The sequence below is a fragment of the Zunongwangia sp. HGR-M22 genome, assembly GCF_027594425.1.
GTDB lineage: Bacteria > Bacteroidota > Bacteroidia > Flavobacteriales > Flavobacteriaceae > Zunongwangia.
Map to the genome: position 1 here is coordinate 1,165,311 of NZ_CP115159.1, position 24,340 is coordinate 1,189,650.

At 34.8% G+C, this 24,340-nt stretch carries 21 protein-coding genes and 1 other RNA gene; 18 read left to right on the forward strand and 4 right to left on the reverse strand.

Annotated elements, in window-relative coordinates:
• Window positions 1–1,068, reverse strand: coding sequence for a glutaminyl-peptide cyclotransferase (locus tag PBT91_RS05170; RefSeq protein ID WP_270060718.1), 1,068 nt, complete (start codon window positions 1,066–1,068; stop codon window positions 1–3).
• An 88-nt stretch (window positions 1,069–1,156) separates the two neighbouring features.
• On the opposite strand from PBT91_RS05170, the gene ffs reads away from it, so the two are divergent.
• From ffs to fsa, 3 genes are all read left to right on the forward strand, one after another.
• Window positions 1,157–1,255, forward strand: an RNA gene (gene ffs / locus PBT91_RS05175) — signal recognition particle sRNA small type.
• 42 nt (window positions 1,256–1,297) lie between these two features.
• Window positions 1,298–2,116 carry an SDR family oxidoreductase gene (locus tag PBT91_RS05180; protein ID WP_270060719.1) on the forward strand — a complete coding sequence of 273 codons (819 nt, stop codon included), beginning with the start codon at window positions 1,298–1,300 and terminating at the stop codon, window positions 2,114–2,116.
• A gap of 68 nt (window positions 2,117–2,184) precedes the next feature.
• A complete protein-coding gene (gene fsa / locus PBT91_RS05185; RefSeq protein WP_270060720.1) occupies window positions 2,185–2,841 on the forward strand; it encodes a fructose-6-phosphate aldolase in 657 nt (218 codons plus the stop codon).
• A gap of 124 nt (window positions 2,842–2,965) precedes the next feature.
• On the opposite strand, the gene PBT91_RS05190 is transcribed toward fsa, so the two are convergent.
• Complete coding sequence (locus tag PBT91_RS05190) at window positions 2,966–4,381, reverse strand: TlpA family protein disulfide reductase (RefSeq protein WP_270060721.1); 1,416 nt, start codon at window positions 4,379–4,381, stop codon at window positions 2,966–2,968.
• Window positions 4,382–4,548: 167 nt separating this feature from the next.
• Between PBT91_RS05190 and PBT91_RS05195 the strand changes: the two genes are divergently transcribed.
• The gene (locus tag PBT91_RS05195) at window positions 4,549–6,165 is read left to right on the forward strand and encodes an ABC-F family ATP-binding cassette domain-containing protein (RefSeq protein ID WP_270060722.1); all 1,617 of its coding nucleotides are present in this window, start codon (window positions 4,549–4,551) and stop codon (window positions 6,163–6,165) included.
• A gap of 100 nt (window positions 6,166–6,265) precedes the next feature.
• Here PBT91_RS05195 and PBT91_RS05200 read toward each other — a convergent pair whose 3' ends face one another.
• The gene (locus tag PBT91_RS05200; protein WP_270060723.1) at window positions 6,266–8,620 is read right to left on the reverse strand and encodes an outer membrane beta-barrel family protein; all 2,355 of its coding nucleotides are present in this window, start codon (window positions 8,618–8,620) and stop codon (window positions 6,266–6,268) included.
• A 393-nt stretch (window positions 8,621–9,013) separates the two neighbouring features.
• On the opposite strand from PBT91_RS05200, the gene PBT91_RS05205 reads away from it, so the two are divergent.
• Window positions 9,014–9,376 carry a CoA-binding protein gene (locus tag PBT91_RS05205; protein WP_270060724.1) on the forward strand — a complete coding sequence of 121 codons (363 nt, stop codon included), beginning with the start codon at window positions 9,014–9,016 and terminating at the stop codon, window positions 9,374–9,376.
• Here PBT91_RS05205 and PBT91_RS05210 read toward each other — a convergent pair.
• A complete protein-coding gene (locus tag PBT91_RS05210) occupies window positions 9,347–10,810 on the reverse strand; it encodes a sodium:solute symporter (protein WP_270060725.1) in 1,464 nt (487 codons plus the stop codon). The genes PBT91_RS05205 and PBT91_RS05210 overlap by 30 nt on opposite strands.
• An 83-nt stretch (window positions 10,811–10,893) precedes the next feature.
• Here PBT91_RS05210 and recR point away from each other — a divergent pair, with 83 nt between their 5' ends.
• The 13 genes from recR (at window position 10,894) to PBT91_RS05275 (ending at window position 24,301) form a co-directional block, all read left to right on the forward strand.
• Window positions 10,894–11,511, forward strand: a complete 618-nt coding sequence (gene recR, locus PBT91_RS05215) for a recombination mediator RecR (RefSeq protein WP_270060726.1) — start codon at window positions 10,894–10,896, stop codon at window positions 11,509–11,511.
• A 184-nt stretch (window positions 11,512–11,695) separates the two neighbouring features.
• Window positions 11,696–13,021, forward strand: coding sequence for a dihydrolipoamide acetyltransferase family protein (locus PBT91_RS05220; RefSeq protein WP_270060727.1), 1,326 nt, complete (start codon window positions 11,696–11,698; stop codon window positions 13,019–13,021).
• Window positions 13,022–13,116: 95 nt separating this feature from the next.
• Window positions 13,117–13,890: a 3'-5' exonuclease gene (locus tag PBT91_RS05225; RefSeq protein ID WP_270060728.1), complete on the forward strand. Its 774-nt coding sequence runs from the start codon at window positions 13,117–13,119 to the stop codon at window positions 13,888–13,890.
• Between the two features lie 2 nt (window positions 13,891–13,892).
• Complete coding sequence (locus tag PBT91_RS05230; RefSeq protein ID WP_270060729.1) at window positions 13,893–14,837, forward strand: carboxypeptidase-like regulatory domain-containing protein; 945 nt, start codon at window positions 13,893–13,895, stop codon at window positions 14,835–14,837.
• Between the two features lie 11 nt (window positions 14,838–14,848).
• Entirely contained in the window at window positions 14,849–15,463 is a 615-nt protein-coding gene (locus tag PBT91_RS05235) for a fumarylacetoacetate hydrolase family protein (protein ID WP_270060730.1), read from the forward strand.
• Window positions 15,464–15,477: 14 nt separating this feature from the next.
• Window positions 15,478–15,816, forward strand: coding sequence for an Hpt domain-containing protein (locus PBT91_RS05240; protein ID WP_270060731.1), 339 nt, complete (start codon window positions 15,478–15,480; stop codon window positions 15,814–15,816).
• Window positions 15,816–17,066 carry a CinA family nicotinamide mononucleotide deamidase-related protein gene (locus tag PBT91_RS05245; RefSeq protein ID WP_270060732.1) on the forward strand — a complete coding sequence of 417 codons (1,251 nt, stop codon included), beginning with the start codon at window positions 15,816–15,818 and terminating at the stop codon, window positions 17,064–17,066. The genes PBT91_RS05240 and PBT91_RS05245 overlap by 1 nt, the downstream gene beginning before the upstream one ends.
• Before the next feature lie 141 nt (window positions 17,067–17,207).
• Window positions 17,208–17,447 carry a 50S ribosomal protein L28 gene (rpmB, locus tag PBT91_RS05250; protein WP_013070732.1) on the forward strand — a complete coding sequence of 80 codons (240 nt, stop codon included), beginning with the start codon at window positions 17,208–17,210 and terminating at the stop codon, window positions 17,445–17,447.
• 26 nt (window positions 17,448–17,473) lie between these two features.
• Window positions 17,474–17,656 (forward strand): 50S ribosomal protein L33, encoded by a 183-nt coding sequence (gene rpmG / locus PBT91_RS05255; RefSeq protein WP_270060733.1) that lies wholly within the window; start codon window positions 17,474–17,476, stop codon window positions 17,654–17,656.
• An 8-nt stretch (window positions 17,657–17,664) separates the two neighbouring features.
• Complete coding sequence (locus PBT91_RS05260) at window positions 17,665–17,814, forward strand: DUF4295 domain-containing protein (protein WP_084842706.1); 150 nt, start codon at window positions 17,665–17,667, stop codon at window positions 17,812–17,814.
• 139 nt (window positions 17,815–17,953) lie between these two features.
• A complete protein-coding gene (ftsY, locus tag PBT91_RS05265; RefSeq protein WP_270060734.1) occupies window positions 17,954–18,904 on the forward strand; it encodes a signal recognition particle-docking protein FtsY in 951 nt (316 codons plus the stop codon).
• 86 nt (window positions 18,905–18,990) lie between these two features.
• Window positions 18,991–20,649 (forward strand): amidase family protein, encoded by a 1,659-nt coding sequence (locus PBT91_RS05270; protein ID WP_270060735.1) that lies wholly within the window; start codon window positions 18,991–18,993, stop codon window positions 20,647–20,649.
• Window positions 20,650–21,064: 415 nt separating this feature from the next.
• Window positions 21,065–24,301, forward strand: coding sequence for a S41 family peptidase (locus PBT91_RS05275; RefSeq protein ID WP_270060736.1), 3,237 nt, complete (start codon window positions 21,065–21,067; stop codon window positions 24,299–24,301).
• Window positions 24,302–24,340: the final 39 nt, after the last annotated feature.

The window sequence follows — 24,340 nt, forward strand, 5'->3', positions numbered from 1 at the left end:
TTATTTTTCTATGATTTTCACTTCAAATAATTTATCCCAATGTTTTCCGGTAACAAATAATTGCTTGGTGTGAGGATTGTAAGCGATACCATTTAGAACATGATTCGCTTCATCCAATTCGTTTTTGTTTCCTAATTTATCTCTTAAGCCTCTAAAATCGATAAGCCCATCTATAGCACCATTTTTAGGATTGATGATTGCTACACCATCTTTTTGATAGGTGTTGGCATAAATTTCACCATCTACCCATTCCAATTCGTTCATTTTAGAAACAATATTTTTATGAGTAGCAATTTGTATGTAATCTTCTTCAGCTAAAGTTTCAGGATTTAGTAACCAGATTTTTTCGGTACCATCACTTTTATAAATGTGTTCTCCGTCATGGCATAATCCCCAGCCTTCTTTACTTTGATTGTAACTGAAGGTTCCTGTTTTCTCAAAAGTATTCAGATTATAGATATAACCTTCTTTTGCTCTCCAGGTTAAAAGAATAATTTGATTTTTAAAAATGGTCATCCCTTCACCAAAAACTGAATCGTCCAGATTTATAATTTCCAGAACTTTCCCGGTTTTTAGATCTACTTTTCTAAGATCAGATTCGCCATATTCGCCGGTACTTTCATATAAAGTATCGTTTAAGAATTCTAGACCTTGTGTATAAGCTTCAGGATCGTGAGGATAGGTATTTACGATTTCGAAAGTGTAAGCTTTTGGAGCTGCGTTATTATAAATTTTGATCGATTTGGTAGTGGTATCCTTTTTACCTTCATAAAAAACTTCAGCTTCTAGGGTTTGATTACCTAATTTCTCGTCTTCCAAAGAAAAATTAAATGACCAGTTTGGTGCTTTTGCGGTAGCCTTTTCAGTATTTAAATGCACAACAACTGAATCTATTTTGAACTCTTTTTTGTTTTCAATTTGTCCTGAAATGCGTTCGCCGAGTTTAAATTCTTTTTTATTTCCTTCAATTTTTATCTTAAATGAAGAATTTTTTGATCCCGAATTGCTTCCGCAGGAAAAATATAAAAAAGCTAATGTTAAGATTAACAGAGATTTAAATTTCATCATCTTTTAAAGTCCTATTTTATATGGCTAAATTAACTAATTCTGTTTAAAAAATGCTTGCCAGAAGTACTAAAGATTGTATATTTGCACCCGGCAAGTCCCACACAACCAGCTCCTGCTGAATCCCCCAGGGCGGGAACGCAGCAAGGGTAAGTGGTCGCAGCGGTGTGATGTGGGTTACTTGCCTTTTTTTGTATCTGGGATTTAAGAAAAATAATCGCATATTTGCGCTATGAAAACAGATACTTTCTCTCAAAAAGTAGTTTTAATTACCGGCGGATCTTCAGGTATCGGTAAAGCAATAGGAGACTATCTAACTCAGCATAATTTTAAGGTTTACGGCACTAGTAGAAATTCTACCGGAAAATCATCAAATTTTAATCTAATAGATTTAGATGTTACTCGGGAAGATAGTATCTTTAAAGCAGTAAATTTAGTTTTAGATAAAGAAGGTCGAATTGATATTTTGATTAATAACGCGGGTGTAGGAATTACAGGGCCTATAGAAGAAACCCCGACATCGGAAATTCGTAACGCTTTTGAAACTAACTTTTACGGTCCTATAAATGTTTGTAAAGCGGTTTTACCAGCTATGCGCAAAAAAAACAATGGCCTTATAATTAATATAACATCGATAGCAGGATATATGGGATTACCTTATCGCGGAATCTACTCGGCTTCTAAAGCGGCATTAGAAATTGCTACAGAAGCGTTTAGGATGGAAGTGAAAGGGTTTAATATAAAAATGACGTGTGTTGCTCCTGGAGATTTTGCGACTAATATCGCTTCTGGTCGATATCATGCCCCGGTTTTAGAAGATTCCCCTTATGCTAAATCTTATGGAGATTCTCTTAAATTGATGAATGAGCATGTGGATGAAGGTCAGGACCCAGAAATGATGGCCAAGGCTGTTTTAAAAATTATAGAAGAAAAAGAGCCTAAAGGACATTATAAAGTTGGTGATTTATTACAAAAAGCAAGTATTGTTCTTAAAAAGCTTTTACCAGACAAAGCATACGAGAAGATGCTAATGAATCATTACAAATTATAAATTGTATAGATAAAGTGTTATTTTTACACTTAAATTGAATTGATAATAAACTTAAAAAAATCTGTAATATGAAATTTTTTATTGATACAGCTAATCTTGATCAAATAAGAGAAGCTCAAGAATTAGGTGTTTTAGATGGTGTAACAACCAACCCTTCTTTGATGGCTAAAGAAGGAATTACTGGAAGAGAAAACATTATTAATCATTATAAAAAAATCTGTGAAATCGTAACTGGTGATGTTAGTGCTGAGGTTATTTCTACAGATTTTGACGGAATTGTAAAAGAAGGTGAGGAGCTTGCTGCACTTCACGATCAGATTATCGTTAAAGTGCCAATGATTAAAGAAGGTATTAAGGCTATTAAATATTTTAGCGATAAAGGGATTAAGACTAACTGTACTTTAGTATTTTCTGTAGGACAAGCGTTATTAGCTGCAAAAGCGGGAGCAACTTATGTGTCTCCTTTCCTTGGTCGCTTAGATGATATTTCTACTAATGGTCTTAACTTGATTGAAGAAATTAGATTGGTTTATGATAACTACGGTTATGAAACAGAAATCTTAGCAGCATCAATACGTCACACCATGCACGTTATTGATTGTGCAAAAATTGGAGCAGATGTAATGACAGGACCACTTTCTTCTATCGAAGGATTATTAAAACACCCTTTAACAGATATAGGATTGGAGAAATTCTTAGCTGATTATAAAAAAGGAAACGAGTAGTATTTACTCAAATATATACATTGAAAAAGCTGCCTTTTGGCAGCTTTTTTTATATGCTACTTTTTAATTAATCAGTTTTGTTGTAAGTTAATTAAAAAGTGAAGTTTATAAGTAATTTTCTTTTTTAGTTATTTATAAATTCCAGAAGTTTAGATTCAAATTCAGCTGAGGTGCTTAGTGCTTCATCACCTTTTACGATAACGGCATCTTTGTCTAAGAAGTTAATTCGATATAAATATTTAGTAGCAACATGCTCATCAAATGATCTATTTGATAGTTGATATTGGTTGGAGGTATCGTAATTATTTTCTTCCATAACCTGTAGCCATTTTTTATGCTGTCCTATATCTAGATTTATTCCTATAAAATCTAATTCAGGATATTTTTCTCGCAAATCTTGTATGGTTTTAAATTGCCATAAATAACGTCTCGCATTATTGGTGGACCAAAAGTATACAATTGTTTTTCTATCTATAATATCCTTATAAGTCATCTCTTTTCCATTATCATCTAGGATAGTGAAATCTGCTATAGATTTTCCTATAAAATAATTGGTCTGAATTTCAGCAAGCTTATTTATTTCAGCAAGATTTGCATAATTTATCGATTTAGCAAAATTTAACACCCTTTCCAAGTCTTCTTCATTAGAAGTCATGGTAACTGCTTTACTCAGAAGTATATCAAGAAATTTATTTTTGATTGAAGGTGTATTCGAAAGTGAATCTATAAGCGTAGCTCTTCGTTTTACATTTTGGAAATTAGAAATATTGTAACAATCTCTATCTTTATGTTTTTCTATACAATATTCCAAAGCTCTTGTACGCAGGTAATCATCAATCGTATTGGTATAAACGTAGTAATTTTGAAGAAGTTTATTATTGAAATCTATAGAATCTCTATAGCTGTTGAAATCTTCGGGAATAAGATCTGTATAATCTGAATTATATTTCTTGATAAGATAAGTGTAGCGCTCGCGTAGGTCGTAAAATTCGTAATCGATACTTTGTTTCGCTAATTCTAAAAAGTTTTCGCTTAGATCGTAATCTTTAACCTTTTGGTTAAATTCAGTCATTCTGGTTTTATGTATAGAATCGCTAATTTTTTTAAACTTTTCAGGTTTAATTTTATAGTAGTCTAATACCAGATTGTTGTTCGCTCTATTCCTTAAAAATAAATCAAGTAAAAAAGAGCTTTCTTCGCTTCCTCTACCGCTAAAATTAAGGGATTGGTCAAAATCGTAAGTATTAACCCATACAATAATACTATCACCGGGTTCTAGATATACAATCTGATTTTCGGGATTATGCTGAAAAGTGTAAATCCCGGCATCTAGTTTGGGAAGATATTTTCCGAATTCGTTATTTTCGTTTAGCTGGACGGTATCTACCGGTTTTTGACCCTTAGAAATTATTATATAATTAGTATTTGGATTAATAATTTTACCCCCAATATAAATGTTCTCATTACTAGCTCTGTCATTTTTGCAGCTAATGAAAAAGATCACTGAAGAAATAATACTGAAAAGTAAAAATTTTCTCATCCTAAAAAATTATATAACCATAGCTAAAACTGATTTCTATTAACAGCAAATATAGATTGTGCCAAAAACCTTGCATGTTAAGTACGAGTTAAAAGGAATTTTATAAACGTTAATCTTTTAGAAAGTGTACAATATATGCTACTTTTGCCAAAAATTTAAAGGAATTTATGCTTTCAGTTTCAAATCTTTCGGTTCAGTTTGGTAAAAGAGTTCTTTTTGATGAAGTGAATACCACTTTTACTGAAGGGAACTGCTATGGAATTATTGGTGCCAATGGTGCCGGTAAATCTACATTTTTAAAAATATTATCAGGGAAATCAGATCCAACCTCTGGGCATGTACATTTAGAGCCTGGTAAAAGGATGTCTGTACTGGAGCAAAATCACAATTTATTTGACGATTACCCGGTTTTAGAAGTTGTGTTGAGAGGGAATAAACCACTTTTCGAAATCAAGACTGAAATCGATGCATTATATGCAGATTATTCAGATGAGAATGCCGAACGTATTGGAGAACTGCAGGTGCAGTTTGAAGAAATGGATGGTTGGAATGCCGATAGTGCAGCCGCTTCGCTTTTATCCAATTTAGGAATTAAAACTGAGCATCATTACACATTAATGAAAGACCTTGATGGTAAGCAAAAAGTACGTGTGTTATTAGCACAGGCTCTTTTTGGTAATCCGGATGTTTTAATAATGGATGAGCCTACTAACGATTTGGATTATGAAACTATTAGTTGGTTGGAGAATTTCCTTGCTCATTATGATAATACTGTTATCGTGGTGTCTCACGACCGTCACTTTTTAGATGCCGTTTGTACTCATATATCTGATATTGATTTTGGTAAAATAAACCACTTTAGTGGTAATTATTCTTTTTGGTACGAATCTTCACAATTGGCTGCAAGACAACGTGCTCAGCAGAATAAGAAAGCTGAAGAGAAAAAGAAAGAGCTTCAGGAGTTTATCCAGCGTTTTAGTGCCAATGTTGCAAAATCGAAACAGGCAACTTCTCGTAAGAAAATGATCGATAAGCTTAATATTGAAGAAATTAAGCCTTCTAGTCGACGTTATCCTGCTATTATTTTTGATAGGGATCGCGAGGCAGGAGATCAAATTTTAAATATAGAAAAGCTCGAAGCTTCTATCGAGGGAGAAACCTTATTTAGTGGCGTAGATATTAATTTATCTAAAGGAGATAAAGTAGTTGTTTTCTCTAGAGATAGCCGGGCAACTACTGCGTTTTACGAAATTATAAACGGAAAAGAAGAGCCAGTTTCAGGAAAATATAATTGGGGTGTAACTACTTCACAATCTTATCTTCCCCTAGATAACTCAGAGTTTTTTGAAAACGATCTTACCCTTGTCGATTGGTTAAGACAATATGCCAAAACAGAAGAAGAGAGAGAAGAAGTTTTTATTCGTGGTTTCTTGGGGAAAATGTTGTTTAGTGGGGAAGAAGCATTAAAAACTAGTAACGTATTATCTGGTGGTGAAAAAGTACGTTGTATGTTAAGCCGAATGATGATGATGAGAGCCAATGTGTTGATGTTAGACGAGCCAACAAACCATTTGGATCTGGAATCTATTACCGCTTTCAATAATTCTTTGAAGAATTTTAAAGGAACAGTAATGCTTACCACTCATGACCACGAATTCGCACAAACTGTAGCAAATAGAATTATAGAGCTTACGCCAAACGGGGTAATAGATCGTTATATGACTTTTGATGAATATATGAGTGATTCTAAAATTAAAGAACAACGTGATAAAATGTATTCTTAAATTAAGGAATTTGACTATAAAATATAAAAAGCCTGAAGTTCTACTTCAGGCTTTTCTGGCTAAACAAACAAATTTTATCAAATGATATAACTTGTTTTTTTTAAAACATTCCGCCGCCTTGGGCTTCATCGTTATCTCTTTGTTTTCTTTTTAATTTCTTAGCATTATTACCTCCAAAACGATAGCTGAATCCTACATATACGTTTTGAAATTCACTTTTAAAAATTCCATTTTGTTCGTAAGGTCTGGTAGTGCTAAACTTATATTCTTGCGTTCCAAAAACATCATTAAAGTTTAAACTAACTGTAGCTTTGTTATCCAAAAACGAATAGCGTCCGCCAATATTCGCAAAAAATACATCTTCATTTTTAAACTGAAGTTCCTGGCTTGGGCCTCTGTAAAAACCAAATAACTGCAAAGTCAAATCTTCGGTGACAGAAAAGCTATTATTAATTCTGGCAGTGTAAACAGTATTGTCTACTTCAACAAAATCGCTTCCTACGACACCACTTTGGGTTTGTTGGTACAATTCGAAACTGCCATTTGCGCTCCACCATTCAGTAAATTTATAGTTAGAAGATAATTCAACACCATAAGCATTCGTGTCATCAAAATTAGCAAAGGAAATAAATAGGCTTGCAGGATCTGATGGATCTTCTTCAATTAGTTGATTAATATTATCATTAATATTTCTGAAGAAAACACCTCCCGTAAAACTTCCGTTTTTAAGATTTCTGGTATAATTGAATTCTATCGAATTTGTAAACTGTGGTTGTAAATCTGGATTTCCTAAAACTGTAATTGTAGGAGTACTAATCTGTCTTACGGGACTTACCTGGCTCAAACTCGGGCGATCAATCCTTCGACTATAACTTATCTGATAGGTGTTTTTTTCGTTTGGCGTATAGTTGAAAAACCCAGAAGGATACAATGTGATATAATCATCCTCAAAGACGTTTTCTCCATATACCTCTGCATCGATATCAAAACTTTCTAAACGCGCTCCTACTTGATAAGAAAATTTCTCGTAATTCTGGCCAAATGTGCCGTAAAGCGAATAGATATTACGATCGTAGCTATAGTCTGAATCTTGTGCTAATGGATTATTAGTATCATAATCCTGTTCGTTATTTAGGATTCTTGCTTCAGCGCCTGCTTCAAATTTAGAACGTTCTCCAATAGGTAAGGTGTAATCAATATTAGTGATTAAAGTTCCTCGATCTTCAATTACATCTTCAGTATAAGAATCAAAAGAAGCGTTTTCGCTGAAATTTGCAGTAAAATCTTCATTACCGTCATAATCATTATAATCTGCTTCAAATAGAATTTCGTGACCTTCTTTAGCAAACAAATGCTTATATGCGAAATTGTAAGTAGCATTATTACTTTCAAAATCAATATTTAGAAGCTGGTCAAAACTATTAGAAGGATTGTTTAGATATATTGCATTAATTGTGGCATCTAGGCCACCATCAAAAATGTTTTGATTGGTATAAAAGCTAAAAGTATTATTATCGTCTAAAAAATAATCAACGCCAACTTTGTAGATATAAGAATTGTTATCGTTCAGCATATCCAGGTTTTGCTTCGCGTCTCTTCCTACAAGATTGATATTGTTAATGTTTTCGCGTTTTCCAAAATTGCTTCCTAGGTTGGCGTAGAAATTAAATTTTCCCTGGCGATAGTTGAGATCCAAAGAACCATTTAAACGTGCATTTTCACCATAGGTTAGTCCGGTATTTAAATTTCCATTAAATCCGTTATTCGCATTTTTATGCAGCACAATGTTGATTATTCCGCTCATACCTTCAGGATTATATTTTGCTGAAGGATTAGTGATTAATTCAATTTTTTTGATTGAAGTAGAAGGGATCTGCTTTAACAACTGGGCAGGATCCATATTTGTTGGTTTGCCATCAATTAAAATTCTTACGTTAGAATTTCCCCTAAGTGCAATGTTACCGTCCTGATCTACATTTACAGATGATACATTATTCATTATTTCTGAAGCGGTGGCTCCGGTAGTGGTTAGATCTTTCCCTACATTAATAATTTTGCGGTCAATTCGCTGTTCGATCGTTGAGCGTTCGCCTACCACGGTTACTTCATCCATTTCAGCAACAGCAGCTTCAAGGTTAATGATTCCTAAATCTATTGCTCCGGAATTTCGCGTGATTTCAATTTCCTTTGAGAATTTGTTGTAACCGATAAATTGAATCCCCAGCGTATAATTGCCCGGTTTTACTTTTTTGATGATGAATGACCCGTCTTCCTCTGATGTAGTTCCTGTGATGATTTTTCCTTCGGTATCCTGTAAACTAATTGTGGCATAAGGAACAGGTTCCTGTAAGTCTAAATCCATAATAGTTCCTGAAATTCTTGCAAATGGATCATTATTTGCAACTGAATGAAAAGAGGATAATGTAAGGATGATGATTACGAAAAACTGTTTCATTTTTTGATTGATGTTTTGATGTTGTTTTGTTATAGATAATACTTTGTATTACATAATACGAACACGTATATTTTTATAATATTGATGATTTCTACTATAAAGACGACGCTAAAAAATTAATGTTACAGAAAACCTGAATTAATTTTTAAAAAAAAGTTCGCGCCTTGCAACCAGCGCGAACTTTAAAAGCATTGCTATCTTCTAACCATCAAAAAAAGATAGCAACAGCATTTTTAGACTAGTCTTACTATAAAGACTGATAAGTTTTAAACTTGTTACAGTAATTTTTAAAAAGTATTTTTACTCGATAATCGAGATGACATGTTGAGATTTGCCTCGACATAAAAATAAATTACAAAAAAATCATGGGCTTGCCCTTAGTTAATTAATAATATGAAGAAAAAGACTTTAGTAATAGGCGCTTCAACTAATCCAGCCAGATATTCTAATATGGCTATTAAAAAGTTGAAAAGCAAACAGCAACCTACAGTAGCTCTTGGATTAAGAGAAGGCGAAGTTGATGGAGTAAAGATCGAAAATGAAAAAATAATTTTTTCTGATATTGATACGGTCACATTATATGTTGGACCAAGAAATCAGCCGGAATATTACGAGTATCTGGTAGCATTAAATCCAAATCGAGTAATTTTTAATCCTGGGACAGAAAATCCTGAATTATATAAAATTTTGAAACAAAATAATATAGAATTTCAGAATGCCTGTACTTTAGTGATGCTTGGTACGAATCAATACTAAACCTAAGAAAGTTATTGCGCCGTTTACAATTAGCAATTCATAATTAAATACATAACCGCCAAGATATTCTGGTGGTATATTACCAATTACAAAAGTTAAGGCTACAGAGATTATGGCAACGATCCATACCAGGTGATCTTTGATTTTCATTTTGGTGAAAATCCCAAAGGCAAACAGTCCAAGTAGAGGGCCATAGGTATAACTAGCCGCTTTTAGCAAAAGATCAATCACGCTACTGTCTAGAAGATATTTAAAAGCCATAATCACAATTACAAGCAGTATGCTTATTAAAATATGTGCTCGCTTTCTAATACCGGTTTGGTCACTTACTTCTCGTTTTTCTATATCCAGAAAGTCTACACAAAAGCTGGTGGTTAAACTGGTAAGTGCGCTATCGGCGCTAGAATATGCAGCTGCAATAAGGCCAAGCAAAAAGATAATGGCCAGTCCTATTCCCATTTCAGCATTTAAAGCAATTTCGGGAAAAAGAAGATCGGTTTTTTCTTTACCATCCAGCATAGGAATATTAATCCCATTTTGTTCAGCATAAATAAACAATAAGGCTCCTAGAAAAAGAAATAATATGTTAACCGGAATAAATACTAAACTGTAGGACATCACGTTTTTCTGAGCATCTTTTAGGCTTTTGCAGGTTAAATTTTTCTGCATCATGTCCTGGTCGAGTCCCGTCATACAAATTGTGATAAACATACCGCCAAAAAAAGCTTTCCAGAAATAATCCTTTTCAAGGAAGTTATCAAAATGAAAAGTTTCAGTGTAAGGAGCAAGTTCCGGTGCGGTAAAAAAGTCGTTAAACGTCCAATTTAATTCGGTTGAAATAAAATAGATTGCAATACCTACAGAACCTAGCATAAATAAGGTTTGTAGCGTATCGGTATAAACAATTGTTTTAATACCGCCTCGCGATGTATAGATCCAAATAAGTAATATAGAAAGGACTACGGTTACCACAAAAGGAACATTCCATGCTTCAAAAACAAAGTATTGCAATACGGTAGCTACCAGAAAAAGTCGAAATGAAGCTCCTAAAACTCTAGATATAAAAAAGAAAAAAGCACCGGTTTTGTAACTTACAATTCCGAATCGGTTATTCAAATATTGATAAATTGAAGTTACATTGAGGCTGTAGTAAATAGGAAGCAATACAAATGAAATAACCAGATAGCCAAATAAATAACCTGCTACTACCTGCATATAACTAAACTGGGAATCTCTAACCCAACCGGGAACCGAGATGAATGTCACGCCAGATAGAGAAGCGCCAACCATACCAAAAGCTACGATGTACCATGGCGATTTACCTTCAGCCTTAAAAAAAGCTTCATTACTATCTTCCTTACCAGTGAAATAAGAGATGAGCATTAAAACTCCAAAATAAATAACGATAAGCAGGACAATGTGTATGGGCTCCATATCTATAAATTTAACCAAATGCTTTGCAAACTTAGCATAATCGTAACTATTAGCATCGATTTAAAAATCGTAAATTTGTCGCTATGGATTTTTCTTCGAAATTATTGGAGCAGGCTGTAGATCAAATGTCACAGTTGCCCGGTATAGGAAAACGTACCGCCTTACGGCTGGTATTACATTTATTACGGCAGCCAGAAACACAAACTGAGCAGTTAACAAAGGCACTATCTAAACTGAAATCGGAAGTAAAACGTTGTCGAAATTGCTTTAATATTAGCGATACCGAATTGTGCGATATCTGCGCCAATCCTTCCAGACAGGAAGAAGTAGTTTGCGTGGTAGAAGATATACGTGATGTTATGGCTATAGAAAATACGGGTCAGTATCGCGGGATGTACCATGTATTAGGCGGAAAAATAAGTCCTATGGATGGGATAGGACCTTCGCAACTTACTATTAAACCTTTGATAGATAAAGTGAAAGACGGAAAGATAACAGAGATTATCTTCGCCTTAAGTAGTACAATGGAAGGTGATACCACCAATTTTTATATCTACAAACAGCTTGAAGGTACCAACGTAAAGACGTCCACCATTGCACGGGGAATTAGTGTTGGTGATGAATTGGAGTATGCCGATGAGGTTACACTAGGTAGGAGTATTACTAATCGCATACCTTTTGAAAATAGTCTAAAAAATTAAAATGTATAAGTCTATTATTTTTGGGTTGATAGATGAAATTGTAATTTTACACAGCAAATTTTTTAAGATAGACGTAAAAATATTTTCAGTGAATTTATATTTTATTGATTTTTTAATATTTAAAAACCTTTATTTTAAGTAAATTCGCAAACAAAATAATAAAAAATAGCTTTCGAATATAGATATGGCAAAATTTGAACTGAAATTACCTAAAATGGGAGAAAGTGTTGCTGAGGCAACCATAACCAGCTGGTTAAAAGAAGTAGGCGATACCGTTGAAGCTGATGAACCTGTACTTGAAATTGCGACCGATAAGGTTGATAGCGAAGTGCCGAGTGAGGTTGATGGCAAAATATTAGAAATACTTTTTGATACCGATGATGTAGTTGAAGTTGGCCAAACCATCGCGATTATTGAAACAGAAAGTGAAATTGAGCAGGAAGAAGACGAATTTGAGATAGATACCAAGGAAGATGAGGATTTAGAGCAACACGCAGCACAAGCCGAAAGCGCTGTGGAAACTGCAAAAGAAACAGCAGGCAGTGAAGATTACTCAGATTCAGATCGTTTTTATTCTCCGCTAGTTAAAAATATAGCTAAAGAAGAAAATATTAGCTTCGAAGAATTAGAGGGTATAGAGGGTACTGGTAAAGATGGACGTGTAACTAAAGACGATATTTTAGCTTACGTTGAAAATCGATCAAATAAAACAGAGAACAAGAGCGCTGAAAAAGTTTCGTCTTCCTCTTCAAATCAATTAGAACCTGCTTTTAAAAATCAGGAAAGCGTAGTGGCTTCAGGAGAAGATGAAATTATCGAGATGAGCCGAATGGGTAAAATGATTAGTAAGCACATGATTGATAGTGTGCAAACTTCAGCCCATGTACAATCTTTTATAGAGGCCGATGTAACAAATATCTGGAATTGGAGAAATAAGCATAAAGATTCTTTTCAGAAAAAAGAAGGGGAGAAGCTAACTTTCACACCAATCTTTATGGAAGCCGTTGCAAAAGCTATTCGCGATTTCCCACTAATCAATATTTCTGTAGATGGCGACAAAGTAATTAAGAAAAAAGATATAAATCTTGGTATGGCCGCAGCGCTTCCAGATGGAAATCTTATAGTTCCGGTTATCAGAAATGCCGATCGATTGAATCTTGTAGGAATGGCAAAAGCAGTGAATGATCTTGCAAGTAGAGCGCGACAAAATAAACTGAAGCCAGACGATATACAAGGCGGGACTTATACCGTAACCAATGTAGGAACATTTGGAAGCATTATGGGGACACCAATTATTAATCAACCTCAGGTAGGAATTTTAGCCTTAGGAGCCATTCGTAAAATGCCGGCAGTGATCGAAACTCCTGAAGGAGATTTTATTGGGATTCGATATAAAATGATTTTATCCCATAGCTACGATCACCGTGTAGTAAATGGAGCCCTTGGAGGCCAATTTGTACAAAGAGTAGCACAATATTTGGAAGGATTCGATAAAAACAGAGAACTATAATTAATTATTAAGAATTAGATTAAAAACCGGAGCTGCTTTTATCAAGTGGTTCCGGTTTTATTTTTATCTTGCTATTAAGAAAACAAAAAAATATCATGGAATTAAACCTTACAAAACCTATCTGTTTTTTCGACCTAGAAACCACAGGAACGAATTTGGCTAAAGATAGGATTGTAGAAATCGCAATTTTAAAAGTTTTTCCTAACGGAAATAAAGAAAGTAGAACCTGGCTGGTAAACCCTGAGATGGAAATCCCTAAAGAGGTTATCGATATTCACGGTATTTCAAATGAAAAAGTGGCCAACGAACCTACTTTTAAAGAATTATCTAAGCAAGTTTACGATATGATTAAAGGTTGCGATTTAGGAGGTTATAACTCGAACCGATTTGATATTCCGCTTCTTGCTGAAGAATTATTACGTGCAGATATCGATTTTGATATGAAGAATATGTTGGCTGTAGACGTTCAAACCATATTCCATAAAAAAGAACAGCGAACTTTAGCAGCCGCCTTTAAATTTTACTGCGGAAAAGATCTTATCGATGCGCACAGTGCCGCTGCTGATACTGAAGCTACTTTTGAAGTTTTAAAGTCTCAGCTAGATAGATACGACGATTTAGAAAACGATATCAAATGGTTGTCTAAATATAGTGCTAGAAAAACTTTTGCAGATTTTGCAGGCTTTATCACGTTCAATAAAAAAGGTCAGGAAGTCTTCTCCTTTGGGAAGTATCGTGGCAAACTGGTAGAAGAAGTTTTAGAAAAAGAACCAGGTTATTTTGGCTGGCTTCAAAATGCAGATTTTCCTTTGTACACAAAAAAAGTACTAACGGCGATCAAATTGCGTAAATTAAATACCAAACTTTAAAGATGCGTCCCCTTTTCACTGTATTTTTATTTATTTCTGTTAGCAGTTTTGCGCAGACAATTAGAGCAGTAGGGCAGGTGGTAGATACTAAAACATTAGAACCTTTACCTTACGTTAATATTGTTTTGGAAGAAGCAAGAAAAGGAATTTCCACCGACGAAAAAGGAAGGTATACTTTTGTAATAAAGGATATTTCAGATAAGACTGAAGCCAAATTTAGTTATGTTGGTTACCAATCTAAATACGTTAAATTAAAAGATTTAAAAGGGAAGATTGTTAAGTTATCGCCATCAATAGATGGTTTGGCTGAGGTCTATTTATATACGATTCAGAATAAAAAAACAAAGAGGATCAACGATTTTAGAATCGGGGAATCAATAGGTTTGGGAAACTTTAGCGGCGGTCAATATCCAAGTATCGTGGCCAGATATTATGAGAAACCTGCTAAATTTGAAGAGGGGTGTTTTATAAAACAAATTGAAGTACGATATTTTTCAGTAGAAGAAACACTTTACGGAAACGCAAAGTATCGTTTGCGAATTATGGCTGTAGATCAAAATGGAAAGCCATCTTATGATCTTTTAAGTGATGGTATAATTATAGAAAAAGCACCAAATCAATTTAAGACAAAAATTGATATGCTTCCTTATAAAATTCCTGTTCCGGAAAGTGGTTTTTTTGTAGCTGTAGAGCATCTTTTTATAAAGGAGAATAGTTATTACGAAAAGAAAGATTATCGTGTAAATGATACGATAATTTATAAAAACGTAGAATTACGAAAATACGGGCCAGTTTTTAAAGGAGTTTTAGAAGAGTATTCTCCTAATTTTAGCTCATATTACAAAGACACCAGTGGTTGGAGGAAAATGAATACTTTAGATAATTCGAATGATGCATTTTCAGGCAAATTACCTGTACCAGCATTCAAAATTATATTAACAGATTAAAAGAATTGTAGATGAAGCTTATTTGCATAGGTAGAAATTACACCGATCATATTGCTGAATTGGAAAATGAAAAGCCAGATGATCCGGTGGTATTTCAGAAACCAGATACGGCGATATTGTTAAAAAAACAGCCATTTTTTATTCCAGATTTTTCTAATGATGTGCATTACGAAGTAGAGCTTTTGGTTAAAATTGTACGTGTAGGGAAACATATTCAGCCTAAATTTGCTCATAAATACTATAACGAGATAGGCTTAGGAATAGATTTTACTGCAAGAGACCTTCAATCTCAATTAAAGGCAAAAGGCCTTCCGTGGGAAAAAGCAAAAGGTTTTGATGGAGCAGCAGTGATAGGAGAAAAATGGTTGGATAAAAATCAATTTTCAGATTTAAATAATATTAATTTCAGCTTAAAGAAGAACGAAGAAATTGTTCAAAAAGGTAATACTTCGTTGATGTTGTGGAAGATTGATGAACTAATTTCTTATATTTCAAAATACTTTACCCTTAAGATCGGTGATGTGATCTTTACCGGTACGCCCGCAGGAGTTGGGCCAGTGGCTCCAGAAGATCAGTTAACAGGTTTTATTGAAAATGAAGAAATTTTCTCTATAAATATCAAATAAACTCTATAATCCTTATGAGTACCTATAATCTAAAAGATGTTGAAGAAATGGCAGATGGCGATCAGGATTTTCTACTGGTTGTTGTGCAAACATTTCTTGAAGAAGTTCCGCCAGATGCAGCCGCGATGAATGAAGCTATAGCTAACGGTAATGCAACGCTGGCTTATAGATATGCTCACAAAATGAAACCAAACCTTAAATTGTTTGGCTTAGATCTAATGCCACAAATCACAACTATAGAGCATTGGTCTAAACAAGGAAAAAATAATGAAGATGTACCAGAGGCAGGTAGCATTATAACTACCAAGGTCGATCAGGTATGTAAAGAATTAAAAGAAGATTTTAATCTGTAATGAACGCAGAAATTATAACCATTGGCGATGAAATTCTTATCGGCCAAATTATCGATACTAATTCGGTATATATTGCCAAATCGCTTAATAAAATAGGCGTAAGTATTCATCAAATAACTTCTATAGAAGATGATTGGGATCATATTTTAGACACACTCAAAGATGCACAACAAAGAGCAGATATTGTAATTATCACCGGAGGTCTAGGCCCAACAAAAGATGATATTACTAAAAAATGTCTTTGTAAGTTTTTTGATGATGAGTTGGTGCAAGATGAGAAAGTTCTTGCTCACGTAGAGGAGCTTTTTGAGAAATATATAGACACTCCAATTTCAGATTTAAATAGAATGCAAGCTTTAGTTCCTTCTAAAGCTGAAGTGCTTATGAATAGGTTTGGCACTGCTCCAGGAATGTGGCTTAAAAAAGGTGAAACAATCTTTGTATCCATGCCTGGTGTTCCTTACGAGATGAAATCTTTAATGGAGGACGAAGTGATTCCACGAATTATAGATCGATTTAAAAGACCGGTGATTTTGCACAAAACCGTACTTACCTACGGAATGGGGGAAAGCGCAATTGCTGAAAAGATTGAAGCCTGGGAAGATGCTTTGCCTTCGCATATTCGTTTAGCCTATTTGCCAAATCTTGGTAAAGTACGTTTAAGGCTGAGTTCAAAAGGAAAGGATCTTGCCAAAATGGAGCAAGAGATTGATGAGCAGATAAATTCTTTAAAAAATATTATTGGAGAGATTATAAGAGGAATTGAAGAAGAAGATCCAATAGAAGTTCAAATTGGTAATTTACTGAAGAAAAAAAATGCTTTCTTAGCTACTGCTGAAAGTTTTACCGGTGGGAGATTAGCCTCATTATTTACAGAGTATCCTGGATCTTCAGCCTTTTTTAAAGGTAGTGTGGTAGCTTACGCAACTTCAGCGAAGGTGAATATTTTAGGAGTTCCCAAAAAACTTATTGAAGAATATTCCGTAGTTAGTACTCAGGTGGCTTGTGAAATGGCAAAAAGAGTAAAAGCTTTATACCAAACCGATTATGCGATCGCAACCACCGGCAATGCGGGTCCCGAGAAGGGGGATAGCAATGCTCAGGTAGGTACGGTTTTTATAGCGATAGCCACTCCAGAAACTGTTTACGCAAAAGAATATAGCTTTGGAAACCATCGTGAAAAGGTCGTTGGAAAGGCTGTAAATAAAAGCTTAGAGCTCATATTAGATGAAATTTACGCTCTTAAATAATTTGGTTTTTAGCCAATAATTTAATACTCAATATTGAAGAAATAAAAAATGTAAATTTTTTTCTCAAAATGTGTTGTGAATTAGGTAGAAAAACCGTTAATTTGCACCCTGTTTTGAAATAACGAGATAAAGTATAGAGCAATGTCAAGAGTTTGTGAACTTACAGGTAAAAAAGCGATGGTTGGGAACAATGTTTCTCACGCAATGAATAAAACCAAGCGTAAATTTAACGCCAATTTGGTAAAAAAACGTTTTTTTATTCCTGAAGAGGATAAATGGATTACTTTAAAAGTATCTACCTCTGCGCTTAAAAATATTAACAAAAAAGGAATCTCTGCCGTGATCAAAGAGGCTAGAGCAAAAGGATTTCTTCAGAAATAATCCTTTACCTATAAAAATAAAGTAAGATGGCAAAGAAAGGAAACAGAGTACAGGTTATTTTAGAGTGTACTGAGCATAAAGGTTCTGGTAAACCAGGTACATCTAGATATATTACTACTAAGAATAAAAAGAATACGCCGGATAGAATGGAGTTAAAGAAATTTAACCCAATCTTGAAAAAAATGACGGTTCATAAAGAGATTAAATAATTTGAGTCATGGCAAAGAAATCAGTAGCAGCATTACAAACAGGATCTAAGAGATTAACTAAAGCTATCAAGATGGTTAAATCTCCTAAAACAGGTGCATATACTTTCGTTGAAGCTATTATGGCTCCTGAAGAAGTTAACGATTACTTGAAAAAGTAATTGGATAAAAAATTATAATTTTTTTAAAAGGCCGTTCTGATTTCTTATCGGGACGGCTTTTTCTTTTTATGTATATTTGCCCCTAATTACAAAGTCTTTTGGCTAAAAAGACTATTCTCATTAAAACCAACTTTGAAAAATGAGTTTATTTAAAAAGATATTTTCGAAAGAAAAAAAAGAAACTCTAGATAAAGGGCTGGAGAAAAGTAAAAGCAGCTTTTTATCTAAAATGAGTAAAGCTGTTGCTGGTAAATCTAAGGTGGATGATGAAGTTTTAGACGATCTTGAAGATGTTTTAGTAAGCAGTGATGTAGGAGTTGCTACTACGATAAAAATCATAAATCGTATAGAAGATCGTGTTGCCAGAGATAAATATTTAGGAACAGAAGAGCTAAATAAAATTCTAAGAGAAGAAATTTCAGGTTTACTTTCTGAAACAAATTCTGGTGAGGCGACTGATTTTGTTATCCCGAATAAGAAACCTTATGTGATGATGGTTGTGGGGGTAAATGGTGTTGGTAAAACAACTACAATAGGAAAGCTTGCCAATCAATTTAAAAATAGAGGTTTAAAGGTTGTATTAGGCGCAGCCGATACCTTTAGAGCTGCAGCTATAGATCAATTACAAGTTTGGGCCGATCGTACAGATGTACCGATTATACGTCAGGAAATGGGCAGTGATCCGGCTTCCGTAGCTTTCGATACCGTGCAAAAAGCTGTGCAAATGGATGCTGATGTTGTTTTAATAGATACTGCTGGAAGGCTGCATAATAAAATTAACCTGATGAAAGAACTTTCTAAGGTGAAGCGAGTAATGCAAAAAGTAATTTCAGATGCGCCACACGAAGTTTTATTAGTTTTAGATGGTTCTACTGGTCAAAATGCTTTTGAGCAGGCTAAGCAATTTACTGCAGCTACCGAAGTTACCTCTTTAGCAGTAACCAAATTAGATGGTACCGCTAAGGGCGGAGTAGTAATTGGTATAAGCGATCAATTTCAGATTCCGGTAAAATATATCGGTGTTGGTGAACGTGTAGAAGATCTACAAGTTTTTAATAAAATTGAATTCGTAGACTCTTTCTTTAAATAATATCAGTGATTTTAACTATTTATTCCGTAACGAGAATAAAGATCTAATAATTAGCAAATAACCCAAACAATTTAAGTAAACCCCATATGAAAAAGATCTTATTCTTATGTATGATATTGGCTATAATAAGCTGCGGAAAGGATAAAAAAAATAGTGAAGATACGCAAGATATCGTTGTCTCAGATTCAACCGGAACAAGCGATTATCAAGGTGATGTAATTTTACAATTTAAAGTTTTAGATTCTAAATATCTTGAAAAAAATGTAATGTGGTCTCCTTTTGAGATTGAATTATATAAGATAACTGAGAAAAAATATGATAGTTTAAAAACAATCATTCTAGAAAAAGATATTGCAGAATTACAAAATAGTATTGCGCAAGACAGTCTCACCTATGAGGAGTTAACCTTATTCTATCTTTACAGAATGCGTAAGTTGGATAGAGAGAATGAACTGGCATTGAATTCTGTTATAGCATTAAACCCAGATGTTTTAAGTAATGCTCGTCTAAGAGATAGAAATTACAAAAATACTAAAGATAAAAGCCCGATTTACGGTATGCCGGTCTTGTTAAAAGATAATATTAATACCGCTACCATGGCAACAACTGCCGGTGCCGTTGCATTGCAAGGTAATACCACTCCAGATGCATTCATTGCAGCTCAATTAGAAAAGGAGGGCGCTTTAATATTAGGGAAAGCGAACCTTAGTGAATGGGCATATTTTTTCTGTAACGATTGCCCAAGTGGATATTCTGCAATTGGAGGACAAACTTTAAATCCATATGGTAGGAGACTTTTTGATACCGGAGGATCAAGCTCTGGTAGTGCAGTTGCTGTTGCTGCCAATTTCTCTCCATTGGCTGTAGGAACAGAAACCTCTGGCTCTATTCTTTCTCCTGCTAGTCAAAATAGTCTTGTAGGATTAAAGCCAACGGTAGGTTTGTTAAGTAGAAGAGGGATTGTTCCAATTTCAAGTACCTTAGATACTCCCGGTCCAATAACCAAAACAGTACGAGATAATGCAGTGCTACTATCCGCAATGGCCGGAAGAGATACCTTGGATAGTAAGGTGTATGCTGATTCTCTTGAAATCAAAAAAGATTATTATTCAGCTTTAACAGACACTACGAGTCTTAGAGGAGTAAGGTTAGGTGCTATTAAAGAATTGATGAAGGATTCACTTTATAGCAAAGCTTTAAATGAACTTAAAAAAATAGGAGCTAAAATCGTTATTTTTAAAGCCGAGAATGTCGAATTATCAGATTTTAAGAGACTTTTAAGTCTGGATATGAAAAACGACTTATCAGCCTATTTAGAACGCTACGCGAAGAGAGTAGATGTAAAAACTATAGAAGATATTGTTGTTTTTAATACAGAAGATTCTGTACAGCGCATTCCATATGGACAAGCTTTACTCGAAGGTGTTGTAAAAGATTCAGCTTCAATAGAAGAATTACAGGCAATTAAAGATACGCTAAAGTCAAGAGGTAGAAAATTTTTCAATGCACCTATGAAAAAGCACCAACTAGATGGTATTGTCTCTATCAATAATTATCATGCCGGTTTTGCAGCAGCAGCAGAATATCCTGCAATTACGTTACCGATGGGGTACGATAAGTATGGAGAACCAAAAGGCTTAACGTTTATCTCTGTTCCATATTCAGAGCAGAATTTGCTACGTTGGGCTTATGCCTATGAAAAGGAATCTAAACAACGTAAACCTCCAAAAGATTATATAAAATAATGAAAAGAAGATATTTGATAATATTATCCAAATTAATATTTATTTACTGTCTTTTTTATGTTTTCATGAAAGTTTTAGCCGTTTTCCAAGGTGCTTGGCTTTATGCAAATCTAATTATGGCTTTTCCGGTGTTAATATTGGGGCTATTAGGAGCTTATTTTGTAAAGATTAAAAAGTACAATTGGCTATATGTGATCATTTCTGCAATTCTTATAAGTATTATTAGGTATTATGAACAAGGCTGGTTATTAGGTCTGCATGAATATTTTAGCACTTAAAGCTTAAAATCATATCGTTTTACAAGGAAAACCCATCTTAACGAAAGTTTTGATGGTTTTTTTTATTACAATTAATTTGCAATAGTTGCTATCTTAGTGCCTCTCTGAAAATTATCTAAATATAATTCAATTACTTTATGAGAAAATTTTACTTGCTGATACTGCTACTGTTTGTAAGCCTGGCAGTCTCGGCACAAGAAAATGCAAAATGGCTACGATATCCGTCGATTTCGCCGAACGGTAAGACCATCATTTTTGGATACATGGGAAACCTTTATCGCGTTAGTAGCGATGGTGGTGTGGCTATTGCCATAACTACAGGAGATGCTTACGATATGCGTCCTGTTTGGAGTAATGATGGTAAAAGTATCGCCTTTGCTAGTGATCGCTACGGAAATTTTGATGTGTATACCATGCCGGCAACTGGCGGCACACCAACACGATTAACCTTTAATAGCGCCAATGATTTTCCTTATGATTTTACACCACAAGATGATAAAATTCTCTACGGAAGTGGGCGCAACGCACCAGCTTCCAGTGTAAGATTTCCTAATCCGGGATTGTTTCAAAATTTATATACCATTCCTGTAAAAGGAGGAAGACCAGAATTGCTTACCGCCGCAGGAGCTGAAGAAGCTCATTTCAGTAAAGATGGAGAGCATTTGGTATTTCAGGATAGAAAAGGTTACGAAGATGCCTGGAGAAAACATCATACTTCAGCAGTGACCAGGGATATTTGGTTGTACGATGTAGAAAATGATTCGTATAAGCAAATTAGTGATTTTGAAGGTGAAGATCGCGAGCCGGTATTCAGTACAGATGCTTCAAAAGTATTTTATCTGAATGAAAAAGACGGTACACAAAATCTTTACGTGAAAACCCTAAATTCCGGTTCAGAAGAAAAACTGACAAATTTTAAAGATTTTCCGGTTCGTCATTTAAGTATTTCAGATAATGATAAACTGTCTTTTTCTTGGAAAGGAGAGGTTTATACATTGATGCCAGGATCTAAGCCTAAAAAATTGGCGATCAAAGTTTTGGATGATGCTGCTTTTGAAGCTATCAAAAATATGGATATAAGCAGCGTAACCGAGTTTGCTGTTAGTCCGAACAATAAAGAGATTGCTTTTGTAAACCGTGGGGAAGTTTTTGTTACGGGTGTAGATGATTCTCGTACCAAAAGAATTACCAATACCTCTACGCAAGAGCGAATGATCAGTTGGTCTCCAAATGGAAAAGAACTTATTTTTTCCGGAGAGAGGGATGGTAGCTGGAATGTGTATAAAGCGACGTTAAATCGACCTCAGGAAGAATATTTTTATGCTTCGACCATTGTAGATATCAAGCCATTAATTAATACTGAAGCTGAAGAATTTCAGGCAAAAATAGCCCCAGATTCATCCAAAATCGCCTTTGTAGAAGAGCGAAATATCTTGAAGGTAATGGATCTAAAATCGGGTAAGAAAAGAGTTATTCTTCCTGAAGGTAGAAATCATTCTTACAGCGATGGAGACTGGTCTTTTCAATGGAGTCCAGATAGCCGTTGGTTAATGGTAGACGATCAAAAAGGCTATTTCTTCCTTAACAATACCGCCTTGGTCAAAGCTGATGGTAGTGGTAAAATTTTTCATCCAGTGAATAGCGGATTTGGAGAATCGAATGCCAAATGGGCAATGGATGGTAAGATGATGACGTACGCCAGTAGTCGTGAAGGTAGAAAATCTTTAGCACTACAGGGAAGTACAGAGCAGGATATCTATGCGGTTTTTTTCGACCAAAAAGCTTACGATCGTTACACTTTAAGCGAAGAAGAATTCAAGCTTTTAGAAGAGCGTGAGAAAAAGGAGAAAGAAGAAAAGGAAAAAGCTGAAGAAGACGATAAAAAGTCTAAAAAGAAGAAAGATAATAAAAAAGACGAGCCTTTAAAGCTCGATTTTGATAATCTGGATATCCGTAAAGTAAAACTTACGATCAATTCGGCTAGCATTAGTGATTATGTGCTAAATAAAGATGCGAGTAAGGTTTTTTACCTGGCTTCATTTGAAAAAGGATATGACCTTTGGGTAACTGAACCTAGAACAAGAGAAACTAAGATCTTGGCTAAAATGGGCGGTTCGCCAAGCGGAATCGAAATTAGCGAAGATGGGAAATCATTATTTTTGAGTAATAACGGCAGATTGGTAAAAGTGGATGCTGAAAGTGGTAAAGTAGATAATATTGCCATTAACGGAGATATGGTAATAGATGCTGCTGCAGAAAGAGAATATATGTTTAAACACATGTGGAGACAAGTAACCAAGAAATTCTATGATCCAGAAATTCATGGTATCGATTGGCAAATGTACCATGATGAATACGCTAAGTTTTTACCGCATATCAACAATAATTACGATTTTCAGGAATTGTTAAGTGAACTTTTAGGCGAATTGAATGCGTCCCACACCGGTGGGCGTTATTATGCTTCAGGCGCTAACGGAGATCACACTGCTTCTTTAGGATTGTTATATGACGAATCTTATATGGGCGACGGAATTAAAATTTCCGAAGTTATTTCTGGAGGGCCACTAGATAATGCCGATAGTAAAATAAAAGCTGGTGATATTATTACAAAGATCAATGGCAAAACCATCGAATCTGATGAAAACTGGAATAAGTATCTAAATAATATTCAGGATAAAAATACACTGCTAACGATTAGGAGTGGCAATTCAACTTTTGAAGAAACTATTAAACCGGTTTCAGAAGGAGCTATTCGTAGTTTAATGTATAAACGTTGGGTAAGAACTATGGAGCGCAAAACCGATAGCCTTAGTGATGGTAAATTGGGCTACGTACATATTCAGGGAATGAATGACGGAAGTTTTAGAGATGTTTTTGAAAATGCACTTGGTAAGAATTTAGAAAAAGAAGGTCTTGTGGTAGATACTCGTTTTAATGGTGGTGGTTGGTTACACGACGATCTTAATACTTTTTTAAGCGGAGAAGAATATCTAAAATTCGCGCCACAGGGAGAAGTGATTAGCGGTGGTGAACCAATGGCTAGATGGACAAAGCCAAGCATTGTTCTAATGAGCGAAGGAAACTATAGTGATGCTTTTATCTTCCCTTATGTGTACAAACAAAACGGAATTGGCAAACTGGTAGGAATGCCTGTTGCCGGCACCGGTACGGCAGTTTGGTGGGAGCGACAAATAGATCCTTCGATCGTTTTTGGGATCCCTATGGTGGCCACTATCGGAGCCGAAGGAGAACCAACTGAAAATATGGAATTGCAGCCTGATATCGAAGTAGCTTTACCTTATAACGAATTTTTAAGCGGAGAAGATCCACAGCTGCAAACCGCGGTAAAAGAACTTTTAAAGGAAACCGAATAAGATTTTTAAAAACTTAGTCGATTTCGATCTAAAATCAAA